Origin of the sequence: Paenibacillus sp. DMB20, from assembly GCF_000987955.1 — a bacterium.
Taxonomy (GTDB): domain Bacteria; phylum Bacillota; class Bacilli; order Paenibacillales; family Paenibacillaceae; genus Paenibacillus_AQ.
This window is the reverse complement of sequence record NZ_LAZU01000029.1, coordinates 124,640-139,154: the sequence shown is the minus strand read 5'-3', so window position 1 is coordinate 139,154 and position 14,515 is coordinate 124,640. Positions and strand designations below refer to the sequence as shown.

The following is a 14,515-nucleotide window of genomic DNA, read 5'->3' as shown; positions in this document are numbered from 1 at the left end:
AGTGATCACGTCCGTTATTTAAAGATGCCTAAAAACTTGTTGGTAATGTCTTCTCCCTGCTCCATCATCCAGCTCCAGTCGTACTTCAGCAGCTTAATGTCCGCTACTTGAGCCCGATCCTTCGCCGGGATGTCGGTACGGCCCGGGAGCAGATACGCGTCCGCTACAAGACCTTGTGCTTCGTCAGACAGCAAGTAGTCTATAAAGAGCCGGGCATTCACCACATTCGGCGAATCCTTCAAAATCATCGCCGGACGCGGATTGATCACGGTACCGCTCTCCGGGTACACGATGTCCACCGGCTCGCCCTTCGCTTTCGCGCTATAGGCCATATAATCCACGCCGGCCATGACCGCGCTCTTGGCTCCGGTCACCACGGGATCAAGCGCCTCTTGGTTTGCCCCCGCCATAGCGATGTCGTTGGCCTTCAGCGCTTCAAACAGCGTCCAGCCTCCCTCGCCCTGCTCGTTCAGGTAACCGGAAATGAAATCAAGCGCGGATCCGGATAATGACGGGTCGGGGATATTCACCGTACCCTTCCACTCCGGTTTGCTGAAATCCGCCCAATCCTTCGGCGGCGTTTTCACTAAATCGGTGTTATAGGTAATGCCGAGCGCGGATGCGCTGTAACCGAACATGTGACGGTCCTTGTCGACCCAGGACTCCTGGAGCTTATCGGCATTCTCGGCGTCAGGATAGCTTTGCGTCCAACCGTCGTTCTTCATCGACATGCCGGACGGCCAGGAAGCCAGCACGACGACATCGGCAACCGGATTGCCTTTCTCCGCTTCCAACCGGGCCAGCACCTTGCCGGTCGTTCCCTGGAACTGCTCCACCTTGAGGCCGGTTTTCGCTTCGAAACCCGCGAGGATGTTATCCGCAAGCCCTGCGGGACCCGCCGTATAAACGACAACCTTGCCGCTCGCCTTCGCTTCTTTCGATTCCGCCTGCTCCTTAACCGGCTCCGCCGGATTTCCTTCAGCTTGGGCACCGCCTTGGGTTCCGCCTCCGCAAGCGGTCAACAGCCCCATTACCAGCATCCAGGCCGCGGCAAAACCCGCTAAGCGAACGTTCATGTTCTTAAATTTCATCGTTTTCTTCCTCCTTGTCATTGTGGAAAGAATGCACAAACTTCGGGGAACCGTAGACGGCCACGCGCTCCCCAATCCTTATCCGTGCCGAATGATAAGCCGTCCACACCGAGCCATCTTCAAGCTCCAGTTGCAGTTCATACCGCTCCCCGACATAACTGACGCCGCGGATGACCGCATTCCAAGTCAGACTGTCCGGAGCCCCAGCCCATTGGACATGTTCGGGACGAACCATGGCGCGATCGGACTGAAGCCAATTCGACTTGCCCACGAATCGGGCGACATAAGGAACCGCCGGACGATGATAGATATCCTCAGGCGCCCCTTTTTGCATCACGCGACCCTGCTGCATCACGACAATCTGATCCGACATGGCCATTGCTTCCGTCTGATCATGCGTGACGTAGACGGCTGTCAGCCCGATGGAGCGGACGAGGCTGGTCAGTTCTTCGCGCATTTCGTCCCGCAGCATGGCATCAAGCGCGCTGAGCGGCTCGTCGAACAGAATGACGCGGGGGCGGATCGCGATGGCCCGGGCAAAGGCGACGCGCTGCTGCTGTCCGCCGGACAGCTGACCCGGATAACGGTCTTCCAGGCCTTGAAGCCGTACCGCACGAATCGCCTCCAGCACGCGCTCCCGCAGCTCCCCCGTTGCTTTCATGGCCCGAAGCCCGAAAGCCACATTCTCAAATACCGTCATATGAGGCCATAAAGCAAAATCCTGAAACACCATGCCGAGCCCCCGCTTATGAACGGGCTTGAAGGTCCGCCGCTTTGAAGAGTAGACGCACTCTTCACCCAGCAGAATTTCTCCTTGATCCGGCGTTTCCAAGCCTGCGATCAGCCGCAGCAATGTCGTCTTGCCGCAGCCCGACGGGCCGAGAAGCGTCGTAAACTCTCCCGAACGGATATGCAGATCAAGCGGGTGCAGCGCCGTGGTTCCGGCGAACGATTTGGACAGTTGCTTAAGTGTTATATTCATGGCTTTCCCTTTCTATCGATCTACCTGTTCCTAGAATAGTCCATATATATCAACGTACGATTAGGCTATTGTAAGGCTTGTGTAATATATTTTATTATCATCTATTAGATGTCATAGATTTTATCTATAATGAGGATGAGGAGGAGTGGATGATGAATTTAGTGAAACTGGAAGTCATCGTGCTGATCGCCAAGTACAAGAAGGTGACGGCGGTTGCGGATGCCATGGGCGTCAGTCAGCCTACGGTCACGTTTCATATGAAAAGCCTGGAGAAAGAGTTTGGGGTACAGCTTTTTGAAATGCGGACGGGGAAGGTGCTGTTGACCGATGCGGGGACCGCGCTGCTTCACTATGCGTCGAAAATTCAAGCGCTCACCCAGGAAGCGCACCGTGTCGTAGAGGAATACCGGACCATGAGAAAGGGAACGTTGACGATCGGTGCCAGCTACGTGCCCGGCACGTACATCCTGCCCGACCTGATGAACCGCTTCTCCGAGACGTATCCCGGCATCACGTTCCGCATGTTCATCAAACCGGCGCCTGCGATTCGAAGTATGCTGCTCGACCACAGTATCGATATCGGCTTCATCTCCTCGCAGCCCTTTGAGGACCCTATGCTCCACCAAATCGCCGTGTGCGACGATGAACTCGGGATCGCCCTGCCGGCTAACCACCCTCTGGCGGGTCAGCCCGCCATCGACCCGCAAGCGATTGCCTCGGAACGTTTTATATATCACGGCACCGAATCCACGACTCGCCAGATGACGGAACAATGGGCGGCAAATTACGGCCTTCGGCTCCGGATCGGAATGGAGCTGGATTCGCTCGAGGCCATTAAGCGGGCCGTCATGCTGGGCGAAGGCATCTCTTTCATTTCCCGCATGTCGGTCGCGGATGAAGTGGAACGGGGATTGCTCGCCTTGCTTCCATTGCCCGGCTCGTTCCCCCGACGATCCGTGTATGCCTGCTATCACCGGGACCGTTGGCTGTCCTCACAGATGAAAGCATTTCTGGATACTCTCCAAGGAAACTCTTGTATTTCATTGGATCGGTAGATATGCCGTTCCTCTTACCTGTCATTTTCATATTATAGAGCGAGAAAGATAGAATTTACGGGTAAAGGGAGTGAAGTAATGGAAGCCGGCCCAGGAAACGCTAAACAGCAGGGAGTTTCCATTATCACCTGCACGAATCGGAAAGGTTATTTAAATCATCTGATTGGCAATTACAGAAGGCAAAACCATGCAAAAAAGGAACTCATCATTATCGTCAATGACAATAAAATACCTCTGGCACCCTATCAACGCTTAGCCAAAAAGCTTCGCAACGTGCAAGTTTTTCGGATCCCGGCACATTACTCTCTCGGCGCTTGCTTGAATTATGCCATCAAGAAAACAAAATACAGCTACATCGCCAAGTTTGACGATGATGACTATTACGCTCCCCATTATTTGAAAGACAGCTTGCAGGTTTTTCAGAGAACCCATGCCGACGTCTTGGGCAAGCGTGCCCATTACATGTATTTACGCGGGTCAAAAACGCTCATCCTCCGGTTTCCGCAAGATGAAAATCGGCCCGTTACCAAACTTCCCGGCGCCACGCTCATCTTTAAACGGAGCGTGTTCAACAAAGTTAAATTTCCAGATAAGAACGTTGGGGAGGATGATCTGTTTTGCATACGGAGCAAGCGGAAGGGGTACAAAGTTTATTCCGGGGGTAAATACCATTTTGCCGCCGTACGCAGAAAAAATTCATCCGGCCATACCTGGATCATCAGCGATCAAGAACTGCTGGCGCACCATAAAATCATCCCGAACGTAAAGGATTACAAGAAATTCGTACAAGGAAAGCCAAAGGGTGTTCAATCATGAAAACACCGGATATCTCCCGTGGCCAAAATGCCGTATCCATCATTACATGCACCAAGCGGCGGTACTGTATGGAGACCCTTTTTCACAATTACGGCAGACAAAATTATGCGAATAAAGAGTTGATCGTCATCTTAAACAATAACAGTCTGAAGAAGAGGGAGTATATACAGGCGGCCAAGCGATATAAAAACGTAAGAATATTCAGCTTACCGGATCATGTATCGCTTGGCCGCTGCCTTAATCATGGGGTTCGGTTATCCAAATACAACTATATCGCAAAGTTCGATGACGACGATTATTATGCTCCCGGCTATTTAGCCGACAGCATGCGGCTCATGTCAAAGACAAAGGCCGATATCGTAGGCAAACGAGCCCACTATATGTACCTGAGCGGTAAAAAAAAGCTCGTGCACCGTTATTACCAAAAGGCCGATCAATATGTTTCCATGGTCCAAGGAGCAACCCTGCTCGTAAAAAAGCGCGTATTCAGCAAGGTCCGCTTCCCCAATCAAACTCGGGGCGAATGCGTAAAATTTTGCTCCGACAGCCTGGCCAAAGGCTTTAAGATTTATGCGGGCAATCCGCGTTACTTTGCCGCCATCCGGAGAAAAAATTCGAAGGATCATACCTGGATCGTAAGCGATCATAATCTGCTGGCAAGGGGAGTTAAAGTAGTGAGAGCCGATAATATCAAAAGATTTGTGAGCCGGGGGTAAGAGGTTTGATTTGGATTTGGCTTGCTAAGCAACAAAAACGGATAGAAAAAAAGGGCCTGAGTCGTCATGACTGAGGCCCTTTGTGCTGCCTCCTGAGACAACATGAAATGCTTCCAGCATATCCGGGAGATTTACGTCATTAGTATCTATGGTTTTTGTCGGTATATTTGGGCTTATTCAACCTTCTGATTGCTATATGTCAAATTCTGTTTCTGAGCGGTGAATTCGGTCTTGTCATTCCAATGGGTTTATTGGCTGCATTTACTACGCTGCTTGGCTAAGTGTTCAGGCAATAATACCTCCGGCTTTCTTCCGATTCCTCTTTACGGCCGCGCTGATTCTCCATTTCCCTAAAACCTAGATGGTTGTGACTTGGTGCAATTGCCTTGGCACTATTTAAGGCTTGATGCGTTCGCTTTGAACCGGATTGCGGCCGTCAGCGAACCGAATGCGCAGCGATTTAGCCTTGTCTAATTCGGGACCATCCGATACTTGAAAATGAATGTGAGCTTCGCTTGAATTCCCGGAGTTGCCGCATTCGCCAAGCACATCACCCTGCTTTACTTGATCGCCAACCTTGACTCGGATCGACCCTTTGCGGAAATGAAGAAGTACCCCGTATTCCTTATTGCCGTGATCGATCACAACATAATTGCCTTCCGGTTGTTTGGCATTCATTTGTCCGACAGGCTCGTTGTCGGGAATATCGTTAACGACGCGGACTACTTTACCCGCGGCGGGCGCAAGAACTTCTTGGCCGAACGCATAATAACTCTCGTTTTTCTCAGGGGCACCTTTATAGGTTCGGCCATTTTTTTCGATAAGCAAATCATAAGCGTAGCGCTGGCTCTCGAAGGCATAGTGGTAATTAACCAATTCATTCGTCCCACCCCAGCCTACGTACCATTCTCCTCGAAAAGGATACTGAAACGCGGTTTTCGTTAGTTTTTCATCTGTTTCCGGATGCGGTTGCAGCGGGATGATCTGGAGGCCAGTGATGGTCCCCTTTTTATCCATTAAATTAATGATCCCTACTTTATTCTGATCGTCCACCCATATATAACGTGTTATCCCTTTGCCTGAAGGTATTTCGGACTGCTTCGCATAAGACTTCACGCCTTGATTGAACTTGGTGCCTATTGCTTTCAATTCATCCTCCGATACTTTATTTCGGAAGCTTTCGCTCATTTGTTTGTAGATCTGCCCGAATTTCCCTTCAAGGAAGACTTGACCGAACCGTTCGGCTGTAATTCGTTTCTCTGGCTGGCTAGGTGTGCTGGAAGTAGTGGCGGGGTGCTTCCCAGTACCACTTACTTTCTGTAAAAGTGCATTTTCATTGGTGTTGTTTTCTTTAACACCATTGAACCCGGTTACCACTCCGAAGACGAGTGCGCACAAAATGCCCGTTTTCATCATCGTATTGAATTCCATTCGTTTCCATCCCCTCCTGCATGATTCTCTTTTATATGTTCTGTTTTTAGTCTAAGCAACGGACCTTAACAGCCTCTAATCTTCACCTTATCAGAAGCTTAATTTTGCGCTTGAACTATTCGAGAAAATAAATTCCTATAAAAAAATTTCAATCTATTTTACGGTGAGCCACGTCTTACATTATGAAAATAGCTATTGAAACACATGGATCTAAGTGTGATGGCATCAAGAAAGGGGGCGGGGTGATGGATCAGACGATGAAGGATATTCATCTTGCCGATACATATCAGATGGACGAAGAAACATTTTTCAGGTACTTGTCGGCTGAACAGCGCAGATTATATTCAATTGCCTTCAGTTATCTGCGAAACGAGACGGACGCATTGGAGGCTGTACAGGAAGCATCCTGCAGAGCCTGGATGAAACGCAAAAAGCTGAAAAACGAGCAGGCTTTTACGTCTTGGCTGATCCGGATTACCATCAACTGCTGCATGGACGAGCTCCGGCGCAAAAAACGCGTGCACCCTTCGGAAAAGATAAAAGAAGAAGCGGTACAGGAGATGAAAAGCAGTGATCGGATCGACCTTGAACGGGCGATGGAGCGGATGAAAAAGAAATATAGGCATGTTGTCATGCTGAAATATTACCAGGACATGACGACGGCGGAAATCGCCAAGGTACTGAAAAGACCGGAAGGAACGATTAAAACATGGCTGCGGGAAGGCCTGAAGCAGCTTCGTAATTTTATGTAGAGTTAAAGGAGGCGCGCGAATGATGTTGGACAAAGAAGAACGCGTTCTGATGACGGATTCCGATGCTGTCAAAAAACAGGCCGAAGAGATTCGGGATATGAAGCTTGCAAATGCTGTAAGGGCAGGAATTACAAAAGGGAGGAAACGCGAAATGAGGCGTATCTATTCATATGGGGCAGCAGCGATAGCGGCTGCAGCAGCCGCGGTGTTCATTATATTTTCTTTTACGGGATTTCCGAAAATGGCCGGGAATGAAACATTGGTACAAACGGCCAGTCCCAAGAGCGTTGCCGATATTGAATTGTTCCGCCAAGCCGCTGCTAGAGACCAGGGGTTTGCGGCAGCACTGGAGCAAGGTCTTGTGAAACCCGTCAATCTGGGCGTAGAGAAAAACGGTTATCGCATCGATGTGGTGGGCGCTGTTGCGGATGGACGTAACGCATATATCTTGTATAGCGTGCAAAACCATACGAACAAAGGTGCCGATCCTGTTGTGAGCTCGCTTGAACTCGGAGGTGTAAAGCCGCCGTCTCAAAGGGCACAGTCGATAGCTGCACTCGATCTCGATAACGGCAATGAAATTCCGCCGGGGGACACGGGCTACTTTGTGTACTCGACGAATCTAACACCGACCGCCCAATACAAAAAGGACGCGAAGCTCAGCATTAAAATATGGGGAAGAGCGGCCAACAAGTATCTAGAGGAGGTTGACGTTAATTTTGATCTCGACACCAATATGCTGAAAGACAAGGAGCGCGCTTATTACCCGGACCAAACATTAACCATAGCAGGACAAAACATCAAGGTGCGCCAATTGCTTTATACACCGCTCCAAACCTATGTGGATCTGGAATACGATCCGGCCAATGAGAAGCAGATTTTTAATTTGATCAATCCGGTTCTAGTCGGTAAAAGCGGGGATCAAAGCGAAAAAATCTATTATCCGACCGAGATTTTAAAGGATAAATCCAAAACAACGCTGGTTTACAGGCACAGCCGGCTTAAGCGGCCGGATACAGCTTCTTTAAAGGCATTTGGCATTTCCGCCGTGAACAAGGATCAATTAAAGATTGTGGTTGATTTGAAGAAAAAAGAGATTATTGAAGCGCCGGATGATCTTCTGCGTATCATTACGCCTGAGCCTGGTGAAAAAGCGGGGGAAGGAGAGATTCTTCTGGAACGCAAGCTTGAAAAAGTTCAGGCCGTGGAAAGCTTCGACATGTCGCTGGATGACAGCTTCACGGATGCCAACGGAGAAACACATAAAAGGTTACCGTCGGAAAACTTGAGTCATGGCGGATTAACTAGATCAAAGGATACTTTCAGAGACGAAAAAACTTATAATTTCGGCAAAGAGGCGCTAGATTATCCGCAGCCCCTTACCATCAAGTTGGAACAATACTGGATTCCGGTGATGGATACGCAGAGCGTCGAGTTAATTGCGAAACAATAGGTGTCGTCCGGTTAGATGTAGATAGACAAATAACTGTAGAGGTTAGGACGCGCGGATAAACAAAGGGTTCAGCCAGGAGGGTGACAAGGGCTTTTCATCCACTTGGCATAACAGAAAAGCCCCATCCCAATCACTTCATGAAGTGATTATTGGATGGGGCTTTTAAATGTTAGTACAAGGCAGAAACATGAGCAATCGAAAACCACCTTCTCAAACAGGACAAAGCACAAGTCGTCTCGGAACCGAGGCGTAAATATCCGGTGATGGACTCGTACAGCTATCTCCGCGGACTGAAGCGTCCCAGCTTCTTCTTGGTAAAAACAAAAATGAGTTCGGTACAATACTACAATACCGAACTCATTTTGAGAAAGCTGCCTGATGAAATAACCTTGTCTAACTTTTGGGGGCCACTTCAAACTCGACAGCTTTTTTATAAGTGTACGAATTTAACTTAGTCCCGGTTCGCCAGCTTGGCCAGCAGACGGATAATCTCGATGTACAGCCATACGAGGGTAACCAGCAAACCGAAAGAGCCGTACCACTCCATATATTTCGGAGCGCCCTGTGCGGCCCCTTCTTCGATGAAGTTAAAGTCCAGCACGAAGTTCAAGGCGGCAATAATCACGATAACAATCGAAATCCCGATTCCGATCGGAGTGCTGTCGTGCAAATACGGCACCGTCACACCGAACAAACCGAGCACGAAACTAAGCACATATACAAGCGCGATTCCCAGCGTAGCTGCGAAGATGCCTTTCTTGAAGCCTTCGCTTGCTTTGATCAGGCCCGTCTTGTACGCGAGCAGCATAGCCAAGAACACGCACATCGTCAGCAAAGCCGCCTGCAGGGTAATGCCATAATATAATGATTCGTAATTAGCCGATAAAGCCCCTACGAATAAACCTTCCGCAATCGCGTAGATCGGTGCCAAATACGGTGCCGTCGTTGGCTTAAAGCTGATGATCAGCACCAGAACCAAGCCGCCGATCGCGCCGCCGATCATGTATGGGAATATATCGTACCCATTGAAAAACATAGCCCAAGATACAACCGCCGCCCCTATAAGCAGCGCCAGCAGCATGAACGATTTGTTCACCGTTCCGCCGATGGTCATGGTCTCCTGGCCGTTGTAATGTCCGCTCCGCTCAAACGTTTTTTCGTTGAGCGTCGGATTTCCGCTGCGACCTATCAAATTCATTGCCTCCCCAACTTTTTATTTTCATTCTAGCATATGTTGGGATATTTTAGGATATACAAAAATGTCATTTCAGTATGATTAATCAAAATAAGCGCTCAAGCCATCGAAAAAAAAGCTTCTTGCCGGCTTGTAACCCAGCAAGAAGCAAGTTATTATAGATCTTTCCAAATATTAAATCCGAGCCAATTGCCCTGGAACACATCCTTGCCTTCCAGATTGTTAAGCGGACCAAATGCAAGCTCGAAATCTTTATTGCCGTCAAAGTAATCCATAGACAGCAGAATGACCGACATCCGCTCCACGCCTTCACCCGGCTTTAGCTCATCCTTCACCTTAGGCGCCAGCGGGCTTGCTTCCAATATACCGAGATCGGAATCAGGCAGTTCAAGCGTCACCTTCAGGCTGTTCACGTTTACCGACTGTTCCGACTCGTTATCGATCCGGTATTTGGCCGTCAACGCTACGATGCCTTTATCGCCAAAACCTACGAACAAATCCTTGTACTTCGGATCGATCGTCAGCTTCGCCCATTGGTAGCCCTTCAATGTAATCTGAATATTCTCCATCTGTCGGCTCTTTTCGATCCGCGAGGTGGCGAGCACTTGCTTTTTCGCTATTTTATCGGTTGTTAGTTTATCCTGATAGGGTTCGGCCGGCTTTGAACCGGAGCCGTCATTCGTTCCATCCGCCTTTTGAAGCAGGTAATCGCGGGCACCGATGCGCAGCATTTTCAGGCTTGGCTGTTCGGGCAGGAAAAACAAAACCTTCTTTATGGTTCCATCCTTATACTTAAGCCGTAGCGTGTAATTGACGATGGTGTAGGTTCCCGATGTTTGCTTCTCCGATTGAGTGACCGTCGAAACGCCGGAATTATCGCCGCTATCTGAACCGTCGGTGGTATAGCCCGTAAATTTGCTGTCAAAAAAAGTGCCGTCCTTGCGGAAAACATACGTCATGGACGATGCCAAGCCTCCCCCGAGCGGGGTGGACGTATAGCTGCTGGACTCGTACTTGCCTTCCAGCTTCAATCCGCTGGACGGCTTATATTTTGTATACTTATCCCCGTCAATTTCCAGCTCCGTAGCGGATTTCACCTTGAACGGATACGATTTGCCGTTACTTAGCACCAGCCGGTTGCCTTTGATCTTATAAGTCAAACATTTATCTTTGCTGCAATTGAGCGCGTCGATTCCGCCGTCGGGGAACTTCGTTGCCACCTGTTTGTCATTGACAAAATAATAATAATCCCAGCACAAGGATGAACAGCCTTTCAGCCCCGAAACATCCAGCTCCCATTTGGCATAAAACCCTCTGAGCGAAGAGGAGTTCCCCTCGTTCTTGCTGCTTGCGCCCTCAACGGACGATGTGAAGAACAGCAGCGCTGCTGCCAGCATAACAAAGCTTATGACCGTAAAGGCTAGTTTATTTTTCCTAAGCACGAACAAGCGTAAACCACTCCTCCCGTAAAATGGAAAATGATTACGTCAAGATTAACAACTCAGATGGTTTGCGGCAATAGGACTATTGAATGAAATCCATTTGGGTTTTCTAATCATGTGCATTTTCTTGTTCGTGCAAATATTCTCTGGGTACTGAAGCGGTATGAATTACATACACGATCATTCAGGTTCCAGTCTGGTTCGAGCAACAATTTCATCCATAAAGCATTGTAATGTACTCGTTACATATGAATCTTTTCGCCGAATAAAAATAGTCGTGATTTCATGATAAGGTTCAGGTAGGCCGTGGCAAAAAACCGTGCCATTGGCAACCATATCGGCAATGGAGGATTCCGGGATAATCGTGATTCCTATTCCTGCAGCTACGCTGCCTATAATCGTCCCGAACGTTCCAAACTCCATGATCTGTTTAGGGACAATCCCCTCCGCCTTCATCCAGCTTTCCAATCGTTCGCGATACCCGCAGCCTTTTTTGTATAGCAATAACGGCTTTTTTGTCATTTCCTCTATGGAAAAGGTTTTACCTTTGGTTACAAGTACCAGCTTTTCTTGAATAACCTCAACCTGTTCGATCAATGGATGCTTGATAGGCCCAGTAACAAAGGCTCCATCCAGCTTCATATCAATTACCTGCTGGACCAAAAGATCGGTAACTCCGGCTTTTAAGGATAATTCAACATTGGGGTATTTACTATAATAAGAAGCTAAAATATCCGGAAGAGCCATCACGGTCTCCACAATGCCAATTTCCAGGACGCCGGAGGGGTTGGATGTATCCAGGAATGTGCGTTTCATTTTCTCTATTCCCGACAAGATCTCCCTCGATTGTTCCAACAACCGCTTTCCTTCCGGGTTTAAGGTCATCCCTCGTTTATGCCGATAGAACAATGGCGTCCGAAGCTCTTTCTCAAGCAGCTTGATTCTGGCCGTAACATTGGATTGAACGTAATTGAGTTCCAGAGCGGCTTTACTGACGCTTCCATATTTAGCGACGGTCTGAAAAATTTTCAAATCATTAAACTCCAATCCAACATCTCCTCTCGATACATCTACCTCTCTCTTGCCAGGCATCATTATAAATGATAGAAAACTTGATTTTCAATCATTTTACTATAGATTCTCCCCCTCCTATGATGTTATATACAGACAACAATGATGGCAGCATCTTGAGGGAGAGATACTACATGCTAAAAAAACAAATCGTCATCGGGTCCATGCTGTGCCTGATCGCAAGTATGTCCTGGGGAGCTATGTTTCCCGTTGCGCATATCGCATTACAGCAAATCGATCCATTCTATTTTTCGTTTATCCGTTATTTCGTGGTTGCCGTCATCCTCAGCGCGTTGCTGTGGGTGAAAGAGGGGAGAGCGTCATTCCGCTTGGAGGGAAGGGGCAAGACTTTATTGTTTTTCGGAACGATGGCATTTACGATCTATAATATGTGCATCTTCCTCGGACAACAGCTCATGGGAGAACCGGGTACCGTTGCCGCCTCCATTATGGAAGTGCTTATGCCGATGATCTCCATTATGGTTTTGTGGATCACGACAAAAAAAGCTCCGAATAAATATACGCTTACGAGCGTAGCTATCGCGTTTATCGGTGCTTTACTAGTTATCACTAACGGCAAATTCGCCTTTTTCAGAATGGCTGGACAACATCTTGTTCCTTTATTTTTGATTTTCGCGGGAGTTGTGGGATGGGTGGTGTATTCGATGGGCGGAAGCCGATTCAAGGATTGGTCGGTCCTCCGCTATTCAACGCTTACCTGCCTGCTGGGAAGCGCCGTATCCTTCGTCATCGTCACGCTTGCCTCCGTCTTTCATTTGCTTCCCGTTCCTGCATGGCACACGATCCTCTCGATAAAATATGAAATGTCCTTCATGATTTTATTGCCGGGGCTAGCGGCCTTGCTCTGCTGGAATCAGGGAATTAAATGGTTATCGCCGCTTAACGGCATCTTATTTATTAATTTTGTTCCCATTACCACATTCGTTATCATGGCTCTTCAAGGCTACCAAATCAGCAATTATGAATTTTACGGAACGCTGCTCATTATCTTTGCCCTCATACGCAACAATGCTTACCAGAGGAAAGCCACTCGCGTTAACCACGGCAGAGCCTATGCTTCTGTCCAAGAGCAATAGCTAGCGTTTGCGGTTGTTGAATCATTGGACTCACCTATTTCATATACAAAAAAAGGTACGGTCTCCTCATTTTTTGTGAGTAACCGTACCTTTTTCCGTATATACGCGACTTTTTCAACATACTCCATATCAAGGGGGTTCCTGGCCAGCAAAGGCCGCGACTTCGGCGCGTGTCATGTTTGTTTTTCCGGCTCAGCAGCTCCGGGCCGTTGCCTTAAACGATTCTCGCCGCAATATATTTTGTCTTGCTGATTGCACCAACTAACTATACTATAATAGGGAAACTTAACGCTTATATGGAAAAGCACAAAAAACTATTCCTAAACCGGGAGGTAAAACAACAACCCCATGATCAAAAAAACGTTAAAATGGCTTGCCTCGATTATGCTGACCGCAATTGCTGCGCTTGCCATTTTTCTAATCTATATTACAACAACTGATTATAAACCCCCAGCTAAAGTAGAACTTCTTGCAAGCAATAATAACAGTCTTATGATGAAGCATGGCGAGCCGTTCACCGTCACCACGTTTAATATCGGTTACGCCGGCCTCGACCAGGGACAGGATTTCTTCATGGACGGTGGAACGATGTCCCGGTCAAGAAGCAAGGGACAAACGGAGGCCAACCTGAACGCCATGGCCGACTTTCTGAGCGACACCCACTCCGATCTGTATATCCTTCAGGAAGTAGATGTTCACTCCACACGCAGCAACCATATTAATCAAGTCCAAAAAATAAGCCACCGCCTGCAAGGATATAGCGACACGTTTGCTTATAATTACAAGGTTCCTTGGGTGCCCGTGCCGTTGGCTCATCCGATGGGTGCGGTGCAAAGCGGTTTACTCACATTGTCCACGTTCCATAGCTCATCTCATACCCGCTTCGACCTGCCTGGCAAAGAAAGTTGGCCTGTCCAGCAATTTGAGCTGGATCGTGCATTTATAGAGAGCAGGTTTCCGGTAGATAACGGCAAAGAACTCGTGGTGGTCAACCTGCATTTGTCAGCGTTCGATAAGGGCGGTACCATCCGCAAACAACAACTTGACTTTCTTGAGGACTACATCGATCAAGAAGCGGAGAAAGGCAACTACCTTATTCTAGGCGGAGATTGGAATCATTCCCTGCCTGGAACCGATCACAATAAGTTTCCCTCTAAGCAAGAATGGCCGCAGTGGCTGCAACCATTCCCCGATACCTTCGGCCCGGAAGATTTCCGGTGGGCTGTAGACCCGAACATTCCTTCAGTCCGAACGCTGGACGCAGCGTATCAAGAAGGGGTCAATTTTCTCGCTGTGATCGACGGGTTTCTCGTATCTCCGAATGTAGAAATCGTTGATGTTACCGGACACGATCTGAACTTCAAGAACAGTGATCATAACCCTGTTACAGGGAAATTTATTCTGAAGTAAGCCG

The 14,515-nt window shown here is 48.4% G+C and carries 13 protein-coding genes; 7 read left to right on the top strand and 6 right to left on the bottom strand.

The genetic code is table 11. The features are described 5' to 3' along the window. Positions 1-14: 14 nt before the first annotated feature. On the bottom strand, positions 15-1,091 hold the full coding sequence (locus XI25_RS14850; protein ID WP_082112374.1) for an ABC transporter substrate-binding protein: 1,077 nt from the start codon (positions 1,089-1,091) through the stop codon (positions 15-17). Further along, on the bottom strand, positions 1,081-2,073 hold the full coding sequence (locus tag XI25_RS14845; protein ID WP_046679273.1) for an ABC transporter ATP-binding protein: 993 nt from the start codon (positions 2,071-2,073) through the stop codon (positions 1,081-1,083). Before XI25_RS14845 ends, XI25_RS14850 begins: the two co-directional genes overlap by 11 nt. 149 nt (positions 2,074-2,222) lie before the next feature. On the opposite strand from XI25_RS14845, the gene XI25_RS14840 reads away from it, so the two are divergent. The 3 genes from XI25_RS14840 to XI25_RS14830 all read left to right on the top strand — a co-directional run bounded on the left by XI25_RS14840 (position 2,223) and on the right by XI25_RS14830 (position 4,660). Further along, positions 2,223-3,128 carry a LysR family transcriptional regulator gene (locus XI25_RS14840; RefSeq protein WP_235439890.1) on the top strand — a complete coding sequence of 302 codons (906 nt, stop codon included), beginning with the start codon at positions 2,223-2,225 and terminating at the stop codon, positions 3,126-3,128. A gap of 78 nt (positions 3,129-3,206) precedes the next feature. After that, a complete protein-coding gene (locus XI25_RS14835; RefSeq protein WP_046679271.1) occupies positions 3,207-3,944 on the top strand; it encodes a glycosyltransferase in 738 nt (245 codons plus the stop codon). Next, positions 3,941-4,660 carry a glycosyltransferase family 2 protein gene (locus XI25_RS14830; RefSeq protein ID WP_046679270.1) on the top strand — a complete coding sequence of 240 codons (720 nt, stop codon included), beginning with the start codon at positions 3,941-3,943 and terminating at the stop codon, positions 4,658-4,660. Before XI25_RS14835 ends, XI25_RS14830 begins: the two co-directional genes overlap by 4 nt. Before the next feature lie 396 nt (positions 4,661-5,056). Here the strand turns inward: XI25_RS14830 and XI25_RS14825 are convergent, their stop codons facing one another. Beyond that, positions 5,057-6,091, bottom strand: coding sequence for a M23 family metallopeptidase (locus XI25_RS14825; RefSeq protein ID WP_235439889.1), 1,035 nt, complete (start codon positions 6,089-6,091; stop codon positions 5,057-5,059). A 245-nt stretch (positions 6,092-6,336) separates the two neighbouring features. Here XI25_RS14825 and XI25_RS14820 point away from each other — a divergent pair, with 245 nt between their 5' ends. Continuing rightward, positions 6,337-6,843: an RNA polymerase sigma factor gene (locus XI25_RS14820; RefSeq protein WP_082112373.1), complete on the top strand. Its 507-nt coding sequence runs from the start codon at positions 6,337-6,339 to the stop codon at positions 6,841-6,843. A gap of 19 nt (positions 6,844-6,862) precedes the next feature. Beyond that, positions 6,863-8,296: a DUF4179 domain-containing protein gene (locus tag XI25_RS14815; RefSeq protein WP_046679269.1), complete on the top strand. Its 1,434-nt coding sequence runs from the start codon at positions 6,863-6,865 to the stop codon at positions 8,294-8,296. A 451-nt stretch (positions 8,297-8,747) separates the two neighbouring features. On the opposite strand, the gene XI25_RS14810 is transcribed toward XI25_RS14815, so the two are convergent. From XI25_RS14810 to XI25_RS14800, 3 genes are all read right to left on the bottom strand, one after another. Beyond that, the gene (locus tag XI25_RS14810; RefSeq protein ID WP_046679268.1) at positions 8,748-9,488 is read right to left on the bottom strand and encodes a Bax inhibitor-1/YccA family protein; all 741 of its coding nucleotides are present in this window, start codon (positions 9,486-9,488) and stop codon (positions 8,748-8,750) included. Between the two features lie 158 nt (positions 9,489-9,646). After that, positions 9,647-10,933 carry a hypothetical protein gene (locus tag XI25_RS14805; RefSeq protein ID WP_235439894.1) on the bottom strand — a complete coding sequence of 429 codons (1,287 nt, stop codon included), beginning with the start codon at positions 10,931-10,933 and terminating at the stop codon, positions 9,647-9,649. Positions 10,934-11,113: 180 nt separating this feature from the next. After that, complete coding sequence (locus XI25_RS14800) at positions 11,114-11,980, bottom strand: LysR family transcriptional regulator (RefSeq protein WP_046679267.1); 867 nt, start codon at positions 11,978-11,980, stop codon at positions 11,114-11,116. 158 nt (positions 11,981-12,138) lie between these two features. On the opposite strand from XI25_RS14800, the gene XI25_RS14795 reads away from it, so the two are divergent. Continuing rightward, positions 12,139-13,101 (top strand): DMT family transporter, encoded by a 963-nt coding sequence (locus XI25_RS14795; RefSeq protein ID WP_046679266.1) that lies wholly within the window; start codon positions 12,139-12,141, stop codon positions 13,099-13,101. A gap of 348 nt (positions 13,102-13,449) precedes the next feature. Next, complete coding sequence (locus tag XI25_RS14790) at positions 13,450-14,511, top strand: endonuclease/exonuclease/phosphatase family protein (RefSeq protein ID WP_046679265.1); 1,062 nt, start codon at positions 13,450-13,452, stop codon at positions 14,509-14,511. The last annotated feature ends 4 nt before the right edge of the window (positions 14,512-14,515 follow it).